Annotated in this window: 15 protein-coding genes; 9 read left to right on the forward strand and 6 right to left on the reverse strand. The window is 58.3% G+C overall.

The window, feature by feature from the left end:
- Nucleotides 1-5: 5 nt before the first annotated feature.
- Nucleotides 6-689 carry an ABC transporter ATP-binding protein gene (locus tag H7698_RS18605; RefSeq protein WP_162437528.1) on the forward strand — a complete coding sequence of 228 codons (684 nt, stop codon included), beginning with the start codon at nucleotides 6-8 and terminating at the stop codon, nucleotides 687-689.
- Nucleotides 689-3,193 carry an ABC transporter permease gene (locus H7698_RS18610; RefSeq protein ID WP_194692401.1) on the forward strand — a complete coding sequence of 835 codons (2,505 nt, stop codon included), beginning with the start codon at nucleotides 689-691 and terminating at the stop codon, nucleotides 3,191-3,193. Before H7698_RS18605 ends, H7698_RS18610 begins: the two co-directional genes overlap by 1 nt.
- Before the next feature lie 91 nt (nucleotides 3,194-3,284).
- Here H7698_RS18610 and greB read toward each other — a convergent pair whose 3' ends face one another.
- A complete protein-coding gene (gene greB, locus H7698_RS18615; protein WP_162437530.1) occupies nucleotides 3,285-3,758 on the reverse strand; it encodes a transcription elongation factor GreB in 474 nt (157 codons plus the stop codon).
- Between the two features lie 315 nt (nucleotides 3,759-4,073).
- Between greB and H7698_RS18620 the strand changes: the two genes are divergently transcribed.
- Entirely contained in the window at nucleotides 4,074-4,739 is a 666-nt protein-coding gene (locus H7698_RS18620; RefSeq protein WP_194692402.1) for a GNAT family N-acetyltransferase, read from the forward strand.
- Between the two features lie 73 nt (nucleotides 4,740-4,812).
- On the opposite strand, the gene H7698_RS18625 is transcribed toward H7698_RS18620, so the two are convergent.
- From H7698_RS18625 to H7698_RS18635, 3 genes are all read right to left on the reverse strand, one after another.
- Nucleotides 4,813-5,121, reverse strand: a complete 309-nt coding sequence (locus tag H7698_RS18625) for a class I SAM-dependent methyltransferase (protein ID WP_162437532.1) — start codon at nucleotides 5,119-5,121, stop codon at nucleotides 4,813-4,815.
- 246 nt (nucleotides 5,122-5,367) lie between these two features.
- The gene (locus H7698_RS18630) at nucleotides 5,368-5,802 is read right to left on the reverse strand and encodes a DoxX family protein (RefSeq protein WP_150712628.1); all 435 of its coding nucleotides are present in this window, start codon (nucleotides 5,800-5,802) and stop codon (nucleotides 5,368-5,370) included.
- Nucleotides 5,803-5,908: 106 nt separating this feature from the next.
- Nucleotides 5,909-7,330 (reverse strand): transglycosylase SLT domain-containing protein, encoded by a 1,422-nt coding sequence (locus H7698_RS18635; protein ID WP_194692403.1) that lies wholly within the window; start codon nucleotides 7,328-7,330, stop codon nucleotides 5,909-5,911.
- Nucleotides 7,331-7,550: 220 nt separating this feature from the next.
- Here H7698_RS18635 and H7698_RS18640 point away from each other — a divergent pair, with 220 nt between their 5' ends.
- On the forward strand, nucleotides 7,551-8,357 hold the full coding sequence (locus H7698_RS18640) for a TatD family hydrolase (protein ID WP_162437534.1): 807 nt from the start codon (nucleotides 7,551-7,553) through the stop codon (nucleotides 8,355-8,357).
- Nucleotides 8,358-8,506: 149 nt separating this feature from the next.
- Here H7698_RS18640 and H7698_RS18645 read toward each other — a convergent pair whose 3' ends face one another.
- Nucleotides 8,507-9,736 (reverse strand): acyl-CoA dehydrogenase, encoded by a 1,230-nt coding sequence (locus H7698_RS18645; protein WP_162437535.1) that lies wholly within the window; start codon nucleotides 9,734-9,736, stop codon nucleotides 8,507-8,509.
- Between the two features lie 176 nt (nucleotides 9,737-9,912).
- On the opposite strand from H7698_RS18645, the gene H7698_RS18650 reads away from it, so the two are divergent.
- From H7698_RS18650 to H7698_RS18660, 3 genes are all read left to right on the forward strand, one after another.
- A complete protein-coding gene (locus H7698_RS18650; protein WP_162437536.1) occupies nucleotides 9,913-10,842 on the forward strand; it encodes a LysR family transcriptional regulator in 930 nt (309 codons plus the stop codon).
- A gap of 170 nt (nucleotides 10,843-11,012) precedes the next feature.
- A complete protein-coding gene (locus H7698_RS18655) occupies nucleotides 11,013-11,414 on the forward strand; it encodes a MerR family transcriptional regulator (protein WP_194692404.1) in 402 nt (133 codons plus the stop codon).
- Nucleotides 11,415-11,560: 146 nt separating this feature from the next.
- Nucleotides 11,561-12,460, forward strand: a complete 900-nt coding sequence (locus tag H7698_RS18660) for a hydroxymethylglutaryl-CoA lyase (protein ID WP_194692405.1) — start codon at nucleotides 11,561-11,563, stop codon at nucleotides 12,458-12,460.
- Between the two features lie 675 nt (nucleotides 12,461-13,135).
- On the opposite strand, the gene H7698_RS18665 is transcribed toward H7698_RS18660, so the two are convergent.
- Nucleotides 13,136-14,830, reverse strand: coding sequence for an AMP-binding protein (locus H7698_RS18665; RefSeq protein ID WP_194692406.1), 1,695 nt, complete (start codon nucleotides 14,828-14,830; stop codon nucleotides 13,136-13,138).
- Nucleotides 14,831-15,036: 206 nt separating this feature from the next.
- Between H7698_RS18665 and H7698_RS18670 the strand changes: the two genes are divergently transcribed.
- The gene (locus H7698_RS18670) at nucleotides 15,037-16,200 is read left to right on the forward strand and encodes an isovaleryl-CoA dehydrogenase (protein ID WP_194692407.1); all 1,164 of its coding nucleotides are present in this window, start codon (nucleotides 15,037-15,039) and stop codon (nucleotides 16,198-16,200) included.
- A 12-nt stretch (nucleotides 16,201-16,212) separates the two neighbouring features.
- Complete coding sequence (locus H7698_RS18675; protein WP_162437541.1) at nucleotides 16,213-17,820, forward strand: carboxyl transferase domain-containing protein; 1,608 nt, start codon at nucleotides 16,213-16,215, stop codon at nucleotides 17,818-17,820.
- The last annotated feature ends 55 nt before the right edge of the window (nucleotides 17,821-17,875 follow it).

The raw sequence follows: 17,875 nt of genomic DNA on the forward strand, positions 1-17,875 counted from the left end.
TCTCCATGGGCGCAAGCATTCTCACCGCGAAGAACCTCAGCAAAGTGGTACCCAGCGCGGAAGGTGAACTGACTATCCTGCACGAACTCAGCCTGGAACTGAACAAGGGCGATAGCCTGGCTATCGTCGGCGCCTCGGGTTCCGGCAAATCCACCCTCCTCGGCTTGCTCGCGGGCCTCGATCTGCCGAGCAGCGGCGAAGTCACGCTCGCGGGCCAGGCCCTGAGCGATCTCGATGAAGACCAGCGCGCACGTATCCGCGCCGAACATGTGGGCTTTGTCTTTCAATCATTCCAGCTGCTCGATAGCCTCAACGCCCTGGAAAACGTCATGCTGCCGCTGGAGCTCGACGGCCGTAAAGACGCCCGCGAGCGTGCCACGGAACTGCTGCAACGGGTCGGCCTGGGCCAACGTTTGACCCATTCCCCAAGACAACTCTCCGGAGGCGAGCAGCAGAGAGTGGCCATTGCCCGCGCGTTTGCCGCCGAACCCGATGTGTTGTTCGCCGACGAACCCACGGGCAACCTCGACAGCCATACGGGCGAGCGGATCAGCGATCTGTTGTTCGAACTCAACAAGGAACGCGGCACGACCCTGGTGCTGGTGACGCACGACGAACGCCTGGCACATCGCTGCCGGCGCCTGATCCGACTTGAAGCCGGCCTGCTGGTCGCCCCTCTGGAGCCTTGATGGCACGCCTGCCGTTTTTGCGTTTGTTCAGCCTCGCCATTCGCCAACTGCTGCGCGACGCCCGCGCCGGTGAGTTGCGCGTGTTGTTCTTTGCCTTGCTGGTGGCAGTGGCGGCGAGTACCGCCATCGGTTACTTCGGTGCCCGTCTCAACGGCGCCATGATGCTGCGCGCCACGGAATTCCTCGGTGCCGACCTGCTGCTCGAAGGCAGTTCACCGGCAAGACCCGAACAAATCAAAAGCGGTAAGGAGCTGGGGCTCGAACACGCTCAGGTCGTCGAGTTCTCCAGCGTCATTGCCACTGACAACGGCATTCAACTGTCGAGCATCAAAGCCGCCGATGACGCCTACCCCCTGCGCGGAGAACTGAAAAGCGCCCCTGCGCCTTTCGCCCTGGAAGAATCCGGTGGCGGGCCTGAATCCGGGGAAGCCTGGGTCGAAGCACGGCTGTTGACGGCGCTGGACCTCAAGATCGGTGACAGCATCGACGTCGGCATGAAAACCCTGAAACTGGCGCGAGTACTGACTTACGAGCCCGATCGGGCCGGCAACTTCTATAGCCTCACGCCACGGGTGATGATCAACCTCAGCGACCTCGCGGCGACCGGGGTGGTGCAACCCGGTAGCCGGGTCAGCTACCGGGAACTCTGGCGTGGCAAAGCCGAAGCGCTGGAAACCTATCGTCAACTGATCAAACCCGGGTTGGCCGCAAACCAGCGACTGCAGGATGCCCGCGATGGCAACCGGCAGATCGGCGGCGCGCTGGGCAAGGCCGAGCGTTACCTGAACATGGCCAGTCTCGTGGCGGTGCTGCTATCCGGTGTGGCGGTCGCCTTGTCGGCGACTCGTTTTGCTACTCGCCGTTTCGACGCCAGTGCGTTGCTGCGCTGCCTCGGTCTGTCTCGCCGGGAAACCATGGTGCTGTTCAGTTTGCAGCTGACGGTGCTGGGACTGCTCGCGAGCATCAGCGGTGCCGTTATCGGCTGGCTGGCGCAACTCGGACTCTTTGCGCTGTTGCATGATCTGTTGCCGAGCGATGTGCCACCGGGCGGCCTGTTTCCAGCCATCGCCGGTATCGGCACCGGGCTGGTGGCACTGGCCGGTTTTGCCCTGCCACCCTTGGCCGCCCTCGGCCGTGTCCCGCCATTGCGGGTCCTGCGTCGGGACATGCTGCCCATTCCGTCCAGCACCTGGATGGTTTACGGCGCAGCCCTGGGTGCACTGGGATTGATCATGTGGCGACTGAGCCTGGATCTGGTGCTGACCTTTGCCCTCCTCGGTGGCGGCGTCATTGCCGCCGTGGTCCTGGGCGGATTGCTGTTACTGCTGCTCAAAAGCCTGCGCCGCATGCTTGCCCGCGCGTCGTTGCCGTGGCGCCTGGGGTTGGGGCAATTGCTGCGCCATCCACTCGCGGCTGCGGGACAATCCCTGGCCTTCGGCCTGATCCTGCTGTCCATGGCATTGATCGCATTGCTGCGCGGTGAACTGCTCGACACCTGGCAGAACCAGCTGCCCAAAAACGCTCCCAACTATTTTGCGCTGAACATCCTGCCGGCGGACAAGCAGGCATTTACGGATCGCCTGATCGAACTGTCCGCGCAAGCGGCGCCGCTATACCCCGTGGTGCCGGGGCGACTGATCAGCATCAATGGCGAGCCGGTCCAGGAAATCGTCAGCAAGGACTCTGCCGGTGACCGGGCGATCCAGCGGGATCTGAGCCTGACGTGGGCAGCGGATCTGCCCCCAGGCAACACACTCACGGCGGGCAATTGGTGGACAGAACAGGCTCCCGACGAAATCCCCGGCGTGTCTGTTGAAGGCAAGGTTGCCGAAAGTCTGAAGCTCAAGCTGGGCGATCATCTGGTCTTTACCGTCGGCGGGGTCAATCGCGAAGCGAAAGTCACCAGTTTGCGGGACATCAACTGGGACAATTTCCAGCCCAACTTCTTCATGATCTTCCAGCCCGGCACATTGAAAGATTTACCGGCGACCTACCTGACCAGCTTCTATCTGGCAGCCGGTCATGATCAGCAAATCGTGGACCTCTCCCGCAGCTTTCCCGCGGTGACCATCCTGCAAGTCGAAGCCCTGCTGGAACAACTGCGCAGCATCCTCGCCCAGGTCACCCTGGCGGTGGAGTATGTCCTGTTGTTCGTATTGGCGGCGGGCATGGCGGTGCTGTTTTCCGGGTTGCAAGCCACTCTGGATGAACGTATTCGCCAAGGCGCCTTGTTGCGCGCGCTGGGGGCGGAGCGCAAATTGCTGGTCAAGGCCCGAAGGATCGAGTTCGGTCTGCTGGGTGCCGTCAGTGGATTACTGGCGGCGCTGGGATCGGAACTCGTTAGCCTGGTGCTGTACCGCTACGCATTCGACCTGCCTTGGCATCCGCACCCGTGGTTGCTGATCCTGCCATTGATCGGTGCCGTGCTGATCGGCGGTGCCGGGGTTTTCGGCACACGTCGAGCCTTGAACGCGAGCCCACTGACCGTACTGCGCGAGGGATGATGTAATTCACCTCGCGTCACCTCATGAACCCTGACACCGCGCGATCACTTCTGGAAAGTGAAGCGCGACCAGGTTTGGTGATTAACTGCGGCTACTGCGGATAAGAAACCTGGTTGATCCACCACAACATTTCACCGTTCGGCGTCTGCACAACGGCCTCATCGCCCACTTCCTTCTTCAATAACGCACGCGCCATCGGAGAGTCGATCGAGATGTAATCGTTGCGACCGTAGATTTCGTCATAGCCGACGACCCGAAATTTCTTGATGTCCCCCGCTTCGTTTTCAATCTCGACCCAAGCCCCGAAAAAAACTCTTCCTTCCTGCTCAGGCGAGTACTCGACCACCCGCACATCTTCAAGCCGCTTGCGAAGGTATCTGACCCTGCGATCAATTTCCCGCAGCAGCTTCTTGTTGTACTGATAGTCGGCATTTTCACTGCGATCACCCAGTGACGCTGCCCAGGTCACCTTGCGAGTGGTGTCCGGACGCTTTTCTCGCCAAAGAAAATCGAGCTCCTTTTTCAGGGCCTCATGACCTTCCTTTGTGATGATGTTGGTACTCAAGTCGGACGTCTCCTGGGGCGATCACGAACTGGCGGAGAGTAGCGCCAGGCTTTCCACTAACCTCAAAGGTAGCGGGCACTGAAACATTCTAACTTCCGTGCAGCAGGCCAAGAAGGAATCGTTTACGACTCAACCAGATAGCTCAGGAAACTCAATCGATTCTATTTTTTGGTACAAAGTATCGGTGGTTTTATGACGCTTTTCCGAGCAAACAAAATTTAACTAGCTAACATCTTGTTACAAAGGACAAAAAATTGGCATTTGATCGTCATACATATTGCCTTTTCCATCCGGATATTTTTTGTGGAGGACGCCATGATCGTGCAGCAGCTGCTTCAGAAAAGCCAAACGAAGATTCGTAAGAACGGGTTATCCAGCGCGATTCACCAGCTGTTGTTGAAGACGGTCAACGCCTTCATGCTGTTCAAGATACTGCGCGGCGTGACGCTGCAAAAAGTCGACAGTAAATTCCTCGACTACCCCTCGAACTTCAAGCCGATGTTTCTCAGTGAACAGATGATGCGCCACTACGCGCGCGATCCAGTAAACGAGATGCCCGAGAGCTTCATTGAAGAGTCCATAGCCAAGGGCGATCAGTGCTTTGGCATCTTCGATGGCGCGGTACTGGCCTCCTACGGCTGGTACTCGCGGCAACCCACGCATATCGATCCGCCAGAGCTGTTCCTGCACTTCGACTCGTCCTTCGTGTACATGTACAAGGGCTTCACCCATCATGACTATCGCGGTCAGCGCCTGCATGCGATCGGTATGAATCTTGCGCTCAAGCACTACCTTGAGGAAGGTCACAAGGGCCTGGTCTCCTATGTCGAGTCGAGCAATTTCGATTCGTTGAAGTCCATCTACCGCTTGGGCTACATGAACGTTGGCTCGATCTATCTGATCCGCCTGTTCGGCCGTTACCGGAGCTTCACCAGCAAAGGCTGCGAGCCCTACGATCTGGCCTTGAAAGGGCTTGTCTGATCAGTCGAGCGAACGAAACCTGTCTACGATGCCGGCGCCAGCCGGCACGCTCGCTATCGGTCTGCGCTGAGATTCAGCGACGGGTGATGAGCCCCTGGCGAGCCACACGGGTCAGCTGCTTGATAACTTCCACTGCATCCTCAAGGCTTGGCGACTGAATCACCGCCAGGTCGAAGCTGTCAGTGGCGAATCGAGCAAGTGATTCACCGTCTTCGACAAACTGGATCAGGAAAGCAGCTGGACCGCCGGTGCGGCGAGGCCATCCATCGAGATAACGCAAAAGCGTCGGTTGATGTTTTCCGCCAAGCAGGATTTTTGGATTGCGCTGGGTGAGATGTGCCGTGATCGGCGCGGGACGTATAACGGGGTTTAGTGCATTCATCTGTCGTGTCTCTGCCTCAAAAGTCTGCATGGCAGGTGAGAGGCAACACCGAACCAGCGCTTTAGCGGTATTTCGAAGCCTGTTTCAAGCTTCTATCGGCAACTGAATGAGTCACCTGGCGCCCCGCAAGTAGCTGTTTAAATCGGCGCATGAGCAGCATCCTAGAGAAGCCGACGCAGGAGTGTCAAGAATATCGAGCAACAAAAAGGCCTGCGCAATGCAGGCCTTTTCATTGAACCAGAGCGGTCAGCCCGCGATGGCGCGGTCCACCGACAGCTTGCCGGCACCTTCGATCAGTACCGCGATGCTGCCACCCAACAAGGCCAGGGCAAATTCATAACCGTTATTGGCCATGAACAGACCGTGGCTGATATGCACGGTAAAGATTGCCACCAGCGAAAGAAACGCCAACCCCAGTGCCGCAGGGCGAACCAACAGCCCGATGATCAGGGCAAGACCGGCGAAAAACTCGGTACCGCCGGCCAGTGTCGCCATCACGTAGCCCGGAGTCAGGCCGAGGCTTTCCATGTATTGCGCAGTGCCGGCCAACCCGTACCCACCAAACGCGCCGAACAGTTTCTGGGAGCCGTGTGCGGCAAAGATAATGCCGACGAAGATCCGCAGGACCGTCAGGCCGTAGCCGGCGCGGGTAAACAGTACCTTGTTGATCAGTGTGCTCATGCTGTGTCATCCATTTTTTGGTTTGTGTGTTGGTTGGCCGTTATCTTAATCGGAAAAATTAATGTTAAAAGCGCAAATACTCCACCATAACAATCAGTTTAGTCGATCATTTACGTGAGGCAACTTTTTGCCCCGGAGGCTCCAACGATTCCCGCTCCCGATCGAACGCCAGGTAATACTTGTTCACGCTATTAACATAGCTGACAGGGCCCATTCCCACCTGCTCCATGGCAATGCGCTCAACCTGGAAGAACCACTGATTGGGGTTCAAGCCGCGTCGTCGTGCTTCAGCGCGCATGCCTTGAACCCGTTCCGGTCCAATGTTGTAAGCCGCCAGCACGAACGCCATGCGCTCACGCTCATTGAGTTTGGGACTGGAGAAGAACTTGCGACGAATCATCGCCAGGTACTTCGCCCCAGCCTGCACGTTGGCGTCGAGCTCCTGGATATTATTGACGCCCACCCGCTGGGCTGCGGAGGGTGTGATCTGCATCAGACCGGTAGGGCCGCTGCCACTGCGAGCGTTGGGTTGCAACGCGGATTCCTTGAACGCCAGCGCCGCCAGATTGAGCCAGTCCATGCCTTGGGCATCGGCATGTTTCTGCAGCACCGGTCGTAGCTTCTCCAGCCGATGGCGATTGGCCTTGGCGAGCGGATAGTGCACCTGATAGAGGCGTCGATAGATACGCAGGAAAGCCACATCCTGATCCGAAGGTTTCCTGTAGGTCAGCAGAAAGCGATCAATGCTCGCCCGCAACATCGACGCATCGCGGCGCACGAACCAGAACTCCTCGCCCGGGTCGCTGATCAGAACCTGCCGGTCAAATCGCAGTTTCGGCAAGATCTTGCCCCACCGCTCAGCGATAGGTTGCTCGACGATGGTCAGGTGAAAAATTCCGCCCTGAACCATTTCCAGCACGTCCTCGACCGCCAGGCTGGGATCGACCCACTCGATCTTCACCGGTGGCAGTTTGTGCAGGGCGAGTTTCTGGTTGATCTGACTGACCGCGTCCCCGGCAGCGCTGCCTGTGGGCAGCGCCAGGGTTTTACCGGACAGTTGCTCAAGGCGGGTGTAACGGCGCTCACCTTTGATACCGACCAACACCAGCGGAACATTGCTGGCAATCGGCTCACTGGTACTGACGGCATGACCGGGTTGCAGATCAAGGAGCTCACCTGGCGCCACCAGATCACCCTCTCCGCGCTGTAAGGCACCGATCAGTTGATCTTTGCCTTTGGGGATAATCTTGAAAGTGATTTCCTGGCCGTCACGGGCGTGACCGTTGAGGTATTGCTCGAAGGCGCGCAGGCGATGGTATTCGACACCGATGGGCTGGCCCTGGACTTCGCCGGAGCTGTTACGGCTTTGATTGACCAGCACCCGAAGTACGCGACTGCTGCGAATTTCCGCCAAATCACGCACTTTGGCCGACGGCACCACTTGCGAAGGTCCGGCCAGACGCGCATCCGCCGGCATCGGCAGCAGCAAAGCACCACACAGCAGTAACAAAACCGAGGGACGTATCATCCACTCTCCGAAAAGAATACTGGCCGATTTCAAGATTTCGCGAAATCGAACGACAGAAACAGAGCTGACAAGCGCGTGAAACTGGCGTCGCGGTGGCAACCTCACCAGCCCGACGTGCCGCGCGGCATCAAAAGACAGCTTCAACTCGTTGTAGTTCTTGGCTTTTCTTATAAATCTACAGCTCTGATATGCTTTCCGGCCTTTGGTCCGAGGTAGCACCATGCAACTCATCGATATCGGCGTCAACCTGACCAACCCCAGTTTTGCCGGCAAACACCAGGCGGTACTCGACCGCGCGTACGCCGCTGGCGTGTGCCAACTGGTACTGACCGGGACCAGCGTAGAAGGTAGCGAACAGGCGCTGGAGCTGTGCCAGCAACTGGATGAGAGCACTCAACGGCTGTTTGCCACCGCCGGCATTCACCCTCACTCCGCCAGCGACTGGAACGCCGACAGCGCCCAGCGTCTGCGCAGTCTGCTCAGGGAACCCAACGTTGTGGCCGTGGGCGAATGCGGGCTGGATTTCAATCGCGATTTCTCCCCCCGCCCACAACAGGAAAAAGTCCTGGAAGAACATCTGGCGATGGCGGTCGAGCTGCAATTACCGGTGTTCCTCCACGAACGTGATGCGAGTCAGCGCTTGCTGGAAATCCTGCGTGACTACCGCGATCAGTTGCCTGCCGCCGTTGTGCATTGCTTCACCGGAGAAAAGAAAGCGCTGTTCAGTTACCTCGACCTGGATTTGCACATCGGCATTACGGGATGGATTTGCGACGAGCGCCGTGGCACTCACCTTCATCCGCTGGTCAAGGAGATCAAACGCGGGCGGCTGATGCTGGAAAGTGATGCACCGTATCTGTTGCCGCGCACTTTGCGACCCAAGCCAAAAAATGGCCGAAACGAACCGGCTTACCTGACCGAAGTGTTGCGCGAAGTGGCATTGCATCGAGGGGAAAGTGAGGAAGACCTGGCGGCCCACAGCACCGCATGCGCGCGTGCCTTCTATGGACTTCCGACGGTCGACTGACAATATACAAACCTGTGGGAGCATAGCTTGTTCGCGAAAGCTGTCATGGCGAATGACACGGCCGCATCGCGAGCAAGCTTTGCTCCCACAGCGAAGATCCAGTGTGAGAGCCTGCTCCCACTCTGATCCTCATTGCGCTAAAACAGAAATCAGTGACTGCTACGCATCATTTCTTTCGGTACGTATTTACCGATCTCGAACTTGCCGATCGCGGCACGGTGCACTTCGTCCGGGCCATCAGCCAGTCGCAAGGTGCGCTGCATCGCATACATGTAGGCCAGCGGGAAATCGTTGGACACCCCTGCCCCGCCATGAATCTGGATCGCCCGGTCGATCACCCGCAACGCTACGTTGGGGGCGACAACCTTGATTTGCGCAATCTCGCTCTTCGCCACCTTGTTACCGACGGTGTCCATCATGTACGCCGCTTTCAACGTCAGTAGGCGCGCCATGTCGATTTCCATCCGCGAGTCGGCAATCTTGTCGATGTTGCCACCCAGACGCGCCAGTGGTTTGCCGAACGCGGTACGGCTCACCGAGCGTTTGCACATCAGTTCCAGCGCCCGCTCTGCCATGCCGATCGAACGCATGCAGTGGTGAATTCGGCCAGGGCCGAGACGGCCTTGTGCGATTTCGAAACCCCGACCTTCGCCCAGCAGGACGTTCTCGTAAGGCACCCGGACATTCTCGAACAGGACTTCTGCGTGACCATGCGGTGCATCGTCATAGCCGAATACCGGCAGCGGACGCACAATCTTCACGCCGGGAGCGTCCACCGGCACGAGAATCATCGAGTGCTGGGCATGACGCGGCGCATCGGGATTGCTCAAGCCCATGAAGATCAGGATTTTGCAGCGTGGATCGCAGGCACCTGAGGTCCACCATTTCTTGCCATTGATGACCCACTCGTCTCCATCACGCACAGCACGAGCGGCCATGTTGGTGGCGTCAGAGGAAGCCACGTCCGGTTCGGTCATGGCGAACGCCGAGCGGATTTCACCGCGTAGCAGGGGTTCGAGCCAGCGTTGTTTCTGCTCTTCGTTGGCGTAACGCACCAGCACTTCCATGTTTCCCGTGTCGGGTGCCGAGCAGTTGAAGGGCTCAGGGCCGAGCAGCGAGCGACCCATGATTTCTGCCAGTGGTGCGTATTCCAGGTTGGTCAGGCCGGCGCCGAGCTCGGACTCAGGCAGAAACAAATTCCACAGGCCTTCGGCCTTGGCCTTGAGTTTGAGTTCTTCCATGATCGCCGTCGGCTGCCAGCGATCGCCCTCGGCGACCTGGCGTTCGAACACAGCTTCAGCAGGATAAACGTAGGTATCCATGAACGCGGTCACGCGCTCACGCAGTTCTTGCACCTTGGGCGAATAAGCGAAATCCATGGGCAGCTCTACCTTTTAACGGGGGTTTCGAGGAGTTGTTCAGGTCATGCAATCGATGCTAGAACAGCTACGAATATTTACCTAGCCTATTCTCGGCGTGTATTAACATTCATCACCGATATATGATCGACTGATCGAGCCACCCTTTCTATAACAAGAGCAGAGAGCCCAGCGCCATGAATTTGAGCAAGGTCGACCTCAACCTTTTCATCGTCTTCGACGCGATCTACACCGAAGCTAACCTGACCCGCGCGGGGCAAATCGTCGGCATTACTCAACCTGCTGTTTCCAACGCCCTCGCCCGCCTGCGCGAAACCTTCAACGATCCGTTGTTCGTGCGCACCGCCCAGGGCATGGTGCCGACCCCCATGGCACAGAACATCATCGGCCCCGTGCGCAATGCGCTTTCCCTGCTGAGGGTCTCGGTGCAGGAAAGCCGCATTTTCAACCCGCTGCAGGCGGCCAAGACCTATCGAATCAGCATGACCGACCTCACCGAGGCGGTGATTCTGCCTCCGCTTTTCCAGCGCCTGCGTCGCCTGGCCCCGACGGTAATCATCGAGAGCTTTTTGTCCAAGCGTCGCGAGACCACCAAGGAGCTGGCGGCCGGTCGTCTGGACTTCGCCGTCGACGCTCCGCTCAATACCGACCCGCAGGTACGTCACGTCAAGCTGATGGAAGACCGGTACGTGTGCGCCATGCGCAAGGGCCATCCCTTGGTGGGGAAGGAAAAATTCACCCTGGATGATTACCTGTCCCAGACCCACATCCATATTTCCAGCCGCCGCAGTGGACTGGGGCATGTCGACCTGGCGCTGGGCAAAATGGGGATCCAGCGCAAGATCGCCCTGCGCTCCCAGCATTACCTGATGGCTTCACAAGTCTTGCAACAGACTGACATGGTGATGACCGTGCCGGAGCGCTTCGCCCGCCGCAATGACTTGCACGCCTTCACGTTGCCGGTGAACGACGTACCCCCGGTGGAAACCCATCTGTACTGGCATGAAAGCACCGACCAGGATCCAGCCAACCGCTGGATGCGCGAGCAGATGATCGAGTTGTGCCAGCAGGTGACGGCGCATGAGAAGAAGCTGGACAAGGCATAGGCCGTTGTACCGTAGCAGCCTCATTGCTGAAATACGGAAAGTGCGTTCGCCATAGAGACGGACGCGCCTGCTCGCGATGAGGCCTGCAAGGTCATCCAGAATTCACGCCCCTTGACGTAAACGTCAACCTGACATTAGCTTAGCGCAATGACCTTTTTTCGAGCGCGCCCATGAGCAGCCAGACCTACAGCATTTCCGACCTTGCCCGCGAACTGGACATCACCACCCGGGCCATTCGCTTTTATGAAGAGCAAGGCTTGCTGAGCCCCGAGCGGCGCGGGCAGGAACGTATTTATTCGCCCCGGGACAAAGTCAGCCTGAAGCTGATCCTGCGGGGCAAGCGCATTGGCTTTTCGTTGGCAGAATGCCGCGAGTTGATCGAACTTTACGACCCCACCGGCGGCAATCAGAAGCAGCTGCAAACCATGTTGAACAAGATTGCCGAACGCCGCGACCAGCTGGAACAGCAGATGCTCGACATTGAGCAGATGAAGCTGGAGCTGGATACAGCGCAAGAGCGTTGTGTGCAGGCGCTGGAGCAGACGATGAAGAGCCAGGAAGCGGTCCAATAACCACACCCATCCACACCGTGGGAGCAAAGCTTGCTCGCGATGAGGGTATGACCTTCAACCTTGATGTCGACTGACAGGCCGCCATCGCGAGCAAGCGTTGCTCCCACGGGGTCATTCGAAAATTCAGACACCACAGGTCGATTCCCATGTCCCTTCCCACCCATGTACGCCTGGTCGAAGTCGGCCCTCGCGATGGTCTGCAAAACGAAGCCCGACCGATCAGCGTCGCCGACAAGGTGCAACTGGTCGATGCACTGACCGCCGCAGGTCTGGGCTATATAGAAGTCGGCAGCTTCGTGTCGCCCAAATGGGTGCCGCAGATGGCCGGTTCCGCTGACGTGTTCGCGCAAATCCAGCGCAAGCCCGGTGTTACCTACGGTGCATTGGCCCCCAACCTCAGAGGGTTTGAAGACGCGATTGCCGCCGGGGTAAAGGAAGTGGCTGTATTCGCAGCAGCGTCCGAGGCGTTTTCCCAGCGCAACATCAACTGCTCGATCAGTGAAAGCCTGGAGCGCTTTGTGCCGATCATGGACGCCGCCCGGCAACACGGCGTGAGCGTGCGAGGTTACGTTTCTTGCGTGTTGGGCTGCCCATACGAAGGCAACGTTGAACCGGCACAAGTGGCCCGTGTAGCCAGGGAGCTCTACGCCATGGGCTGCTACGAAGTGTCCCTGGGCGACACCATCGGTACCGGAACCGCTGGCGCGACCCGCAAGATGTTCGAGGTGGTGTCGGCTGACGTGCCACGAGAAAAACTCGCTGGGCATTTCCACGACACTTATGGCCAGGCCATGGCCAATATCTACGCCAGCCTGCTGGAAGGCATCGCGGTGTTCGACAGTTCCATCGCAGGGCTCGGTGGCTGTCCATATGCCAAAGGCGCCAGCGGTAACGTGGCGACTGAAGATGTGGTTTACCTGCTCAATGGCCTTGGCATCGAGACGGGCATCGCCCTGGACGCATTGATTCTGGCTGGGCAACAGATCAGTGCGGTGCTTGGGCGTCCATCCGGCTCACGCGTGGCAAAGGCTCGTAGCGCGCAGTGAGTCCTGGGTGTGTCCGGGTGTTACCGGTGCTTCGAAAATGTGGGCGGAAACGAGTAACACGGAAACAAAATGTCTGGCTTGAGCTAAGTTAAAAATTCGGCAAATCTTCAAGACTTTGATTTTAAAGGATTTTTAAAAGTTGGCACGCCTCCTGCTATCTCTATGGCATAACAAGAATAAAAAGCGGCAAACCAATAAAAATAAGATGAAACGTATCTGACATAACAAGAACAACACGGCAGAAACGTAGCTAACAGATTTTTTTGGAGAAGGTGTGCTTTTCAGGGTGCTTTTCGGAGTAACCCGCAACCGGGCAGAGAACAATAAAACTACCTTCAGGTAGCTCCCGAACTGGTTGGATTGCTTGGCGAAAAAGCAGATCAGCGCTCAAAAAAATACGTTTGCTCTTGATCCCGGATGGGGATCGAAAAAAACAGCGGTAAAGGGTCACGGTTTCCAAAAACAATAAATGACCGCCCCTCAATAATAAAAAAAGAGCACACGCAACGACAAATTAAAGGGGAGCTTAGGCTCCCCTTTGTGCTTTCTGGCATTTGGATTTCTGCTCAACATCGCCCTCTGACACAACACAAATTCCCCGTAGGAGCTGGCGCAGCCTGCGATCTTTTGATCTTCAAAAAAGCAAGACCAAAAGATCGCAGGCTGCGCCAGCTCCTACGGTAGCGCTTTGAGCTCCTCGATACTGATCTCACGCATCCGAAACTTCTGGATTTTCCCGGTCACCGTCATCGGAAACTCTTCCACGAACTTGAAGTACCGCGGTGTCTTGAAGTGCGCGATGCGCTCCTTGCACCACACTTGCAGCTCCTGCTCGGTAGCGCTGTGGCCCGGATGAAATTTGATCCAGGCAACAATCTCCTCACCGTACCGCGAGCATGGAATCCCGATCACTTGCACATCGGCCACCGCCGGATGGGTGAAGAAGAACTCCTCCAGCTCGCGCGGGTAAACATTCTCGCCCCCACGGATGATCATGTCCTTGTTACGCCCGGCAATGCAGACGTAGCCCTCCTCGTTCATGCTCGCCAGGTCCCCGGTATGCATCCAGCCAGCCTGATCAATGGCCTCGGCGGTGCCTTGCGGATTGTTCCAATAGCCGAGCATCACGCTGTAACCGCGAGTGCATAGCTCGCCAATGGTGCCTCGCGGGACCAGGTTACCGGCCTCGTCGATAATTTTGCTTTCCAGTTGCGGCTGGGTACGGCCGACTGTGGTGACGCGCAATTCGAGTTCGTCCGACGGACCGGTCTGCAAGGACACCGGACTTGTTTCCGTCATGCCATAGGCAATCTGCACTTCGCTCATGTGCATTTCGCTGATGACCCGGCGCATCACCTCAATGGGGCAGGTCGCCCCGGCCATGATCCCGGTACGCAGACTCGACAGATCGAATTCGGCGCGCTGCGGCTGATCAAGCATGGCAATGAACATGGTGGGCACGCCATACAGCGCGGTGGCTTTTTCTTCGGCGACCGTACTCAGCGTCAACAGCGGATCAAATGCATCGCTGGGGTAGATCATGGTGCTGCCGTGAGTGATGCAACCGAGGTTGCCCATCACCATGCCAAAGCAATGGTAGAGCGGCACCGGAATCACCAGTCGATCATCAGCGGTCAGGCCAAGGCTTTCACCGACCATGTAGCCGTTGTTGAGAATGTTGTAATGACTGAGGGTCGCGCCCTTGGGGAAGCCCGTGGTGCCGGAGGTGTACTGGATGTTGACGGCCTGGTCGAAATGCAGGCTTTCCTGGCGTTCGTGCAGCTGCTGCACCAATACGCTTGCGGCCAGATCCGCCAGTTGCGACCAAGGCAGAAAGCCGGAAGGCGGCTGTGCATCGAGGCTGATGACGCCGCGTAATTCAGGGAGGCGTTCGCTCTGCAATTTCCCGATGGATTGCTCTGCCAGTTCAGGCACCAGGCCCTGAAGCATGGCGTGGTAATCAGAGGTTTTGAACGCACCCGCGCAGACCAGCCACTGGCAACCCGACTGCTTGAGCACGTACTCGAGTTCAGAGCTGCGATACGCGGGATTGATATTCACCAGGATCACACCAATTTTCGCGCTGGCAAACTGGCTGATGCACCACTGCGCACAGTTCGGCGCCCAGATGCCGAGACGGTCACCTGCCTGCAATCCTAGCGCCAGAAGCGCCCTGGCGTGCAGGTCGACGGCTTCGGACAATTGCTGCCATGTGTAGCGCAACTTCTGATGGCGCACGACCAACGCTTCCCCATTCGGGTACTTCGCGACGGTGCTGTCAAACGCCTGACCTATGGTCATCGCCAGCAAGGCTTTGTCCTGAGAACCGCAGGTATAGCTGCGCTGCGGGCTTGCACTGGGTTGATCCATGACGACCCCTATTGTCTTTATTAATGGGCGTTACGGCGGCCACGATGAGAGGTCCGCTGTTCTATCTTGAACTGGCTCTACTCTCGCTCAAGTTGACGTTAACGTAAAGGGTGATTGACAGCCATTCGTCACAGGCTTACGTTAACGTAAAGGTGAGAGCTGATTCGGCGCCCTCCCAGCCCTACAAAAAAGCCAAAAGGTGACCCATGAGCTACCCATCCCTGAACTTTGCCCTCGGTGAGACCATCGACATGCTGCGCGATCAGGTCCAGTCCTTCGTCGCCAAAGAGATCGCCCCGCGCGCTGCTCAGATCGACATCGACAACCTGTTCCCTGCCGACCTGTGGCGCAAATTTGGCGACATGGGCCTGCTCGGCGTGACTGTGCCGGAAGAGTACGGCGGTGCTGGCCTGGGTTACCTGGCTCATGTGGTGATCATGGAAGAAATCAGCCGGGGTTCGGCTTCGGTGGCGCTCTCCTACGGCGCGCACTCCAACCTCTGCGTCAACCAGATCAACCGCAACGGCACTCACGAACAGAAAACCAAATACCTGCCGAAGCTGATCAGCGGCGAGCACATCGGCGCCCTGGCCATGAGCGAACCGAATGCCGGTTCCGACGTGGTCTCTATGAAACTGCGTGCCGACAAACGCGGTGATCACTACGTGCTCAATGGCAGCAAAACCTGGATCACCAACGGCCCAGACGCCAACACTTACGTGATCTACGCCAAGACCGACCTGGAAAAAGGCCCTCACGGCATTACCGCATTCATCGTCGAACGCGACTCGAAAGGCTTCAGCCGCAGCAACAAATTCGACAAGCTCGGCATGCGCGGCTCGAACACCTGCGAGCTGTTCTTCGATGACGTCGAAGTGCCGGAAGAAAACATCCTCGGCGTGCTCAACGGCGGCGTGAAAGTGCTGATGAGTGGCCTCGACTACGAACGCGTTGTGCTCTCCGGTGGCCCGACCGGGATCATGCAATCCTGCATGGACCTGATCGTTCCTTATATCCACGACCGTAAACAGTTTGGCCAGAGCATCGGCGAATTCCAGCTGATCCAGGGCAAAGTCGCCGACATGTACACCCAACTCAACGCTAGCCGCGCCTACCTGTACGCCGTGGCCCAGGCCTGCGAGCGCGGGGAAACCACCCGTAAAGACGCCGCGGGCGTGATCCTCTACAGCGCCGAACGCGCCACGCAAATGGCCCTCGACGCGATCCAGATTCTCGGTGGCAACGGTTACATCAACGAATTCCCGGCCGGTCGCCTGTTGCGTGACGCCAAGCTGTACGAAATCGGCGCCGGTACCAGTGAGATCCGTCGCATGTTGATCGGTCGTGAACTGTTTAACGAAACCCGCTAACCGGAGCTGCCCATGGCTATCCTGCATACCCAGCTCAACCCCCGTTCAGCGGAGTTCGCGGCCAACAGCGCGGCGATGCTCAAACAGGTCGACGCCTTGCACACCCTGCTCGCTCAAGTGCAGCAAGGGGGCGGCACCAAGGCTCAAGAACGCCACACCTCGCGGGGCAAATTGCTGCCCCGTGAACGCATCAACCGGCTGCTCGATCCGGGCTCACCATTTCTCGAAATCAGCCAACTGGCGGCCTACGAGGTTTACGGCGAAGACGTTCCCGCCGCTGGCGTGATTGCCGGGATCGGCCGGGTGGAAGGCGTCGAATGCATGATTGTCGCGAACGACGCCACCGTTAAAGGTGGCTCGTATTACCCGCTGACCGTGAAAAAACACCTGCGCGCCCAGACCATTGCCCAGCAGAATCGCCTGCCGTGCATCTACCTGGTGGACTCGGGCGGCGCGAACTTGCCGCGTCAGGATGAAGTGTTTCCCGATCGCGAACACTTCGGTCGCATCTTCTTCAACCAGGCCAACATGAGCGCCATGGGCATTCCGCAGATCGCGGTGGTCATGGGTTCCTGCACTGCAGGCGGCGCTTATGTGCCGGCGATGGCCGATGAAGCAATCATGGTGCGCAACCAGGCCACTATCTTCCTCGCCGGCCCGCCGCTGGTGAAGGCGGCGACGGGTGAAGTGGTCAGCGCCGAGGATCTGGGTGGCGCCGATGTGCACTGCAAGATTTCCGGGGTGGCCGACCACTATGCCGAGAGCGATGAACACGCCCTGGCCATTGCCCGGCGCAGCATCGCCAACCTCAACTGGCGCAAGCTGGGCGAAGTGCAACAACGTACCCCGATCGCCCCGCTCTACAACAGTGACGAGCTGTACGGTGTGGTCTCGGCGGATGCCAAACAGCCCTTCGATGTGCGCGAGGTGATCGCACGGTTGGTGGACGGTTCGGTGTTCGACGAATTCAAGGCGTTGTTCGGGACGACCCTGGTGTGCGGTTTTGCCTACCTGCACGGTTATCCGATCGCCATTCTCGCCAACAACGGCATCCTCTTCGCCGAGGCCGCACAGAAAGGCGCGCACTTTATCGAACTGGCCTGCCAGCGCGGCATTCCACTGTTGTTCCTGCAGAACATCACCGGTTTCATGGTCGGTCAGAAATACGAGGCCGGCGGCATCGCCAAGCACGGCGCCAAACTGGTGACCGCCGTGGCCTGCGCCAAAGTGCCGAAATTCACCGTGATCATCGGCGGCAGCTTTGGCGCCGGTAACTACGGCATGTGCGGACGCGCCTACGACCCACGCTTCCTGTGGATGTGGCCGAATGCGCGCATTGGCGTAATGGGTGCCGAACAGGCCGCGGGTGTGCTGGTGCAGGTCAAGCGCGAGCAGGCTGAACGCAGCGGCCAGGCGTTCAGCGCCGAGCAGGAAGCCGAGATCAAGCAACCCATCCTTGATCAGTACGAAGAACAGGGGCACCCCTATTACTCCAGCGCCCGGCTGTGGGACGACGGTGTCATCGACCCGGCCCAGACCCGTAACGTATTGGCCCTGGCCTTGTCCGCATCGTTGAACGCACCCATCGAACCGAGCCGCTTCGGCGTGTTCCGGATGTGATTTTCTGTGGGAGCGGGTTTGTGTGGCGAGGGGATTTAACCCCGTTCGATTGCGC

The organism is Pseudomonas sp. p50(2008) (assembly GCF_015351605.1).
In the GTDB taxonomy this organism is placed as follows: domain Bacteria; phylum Pseudomonadota; class Gammaproteobacteria; order Pseudomonadales; family Pseudomonadaceae; genus Aquipseudomonas.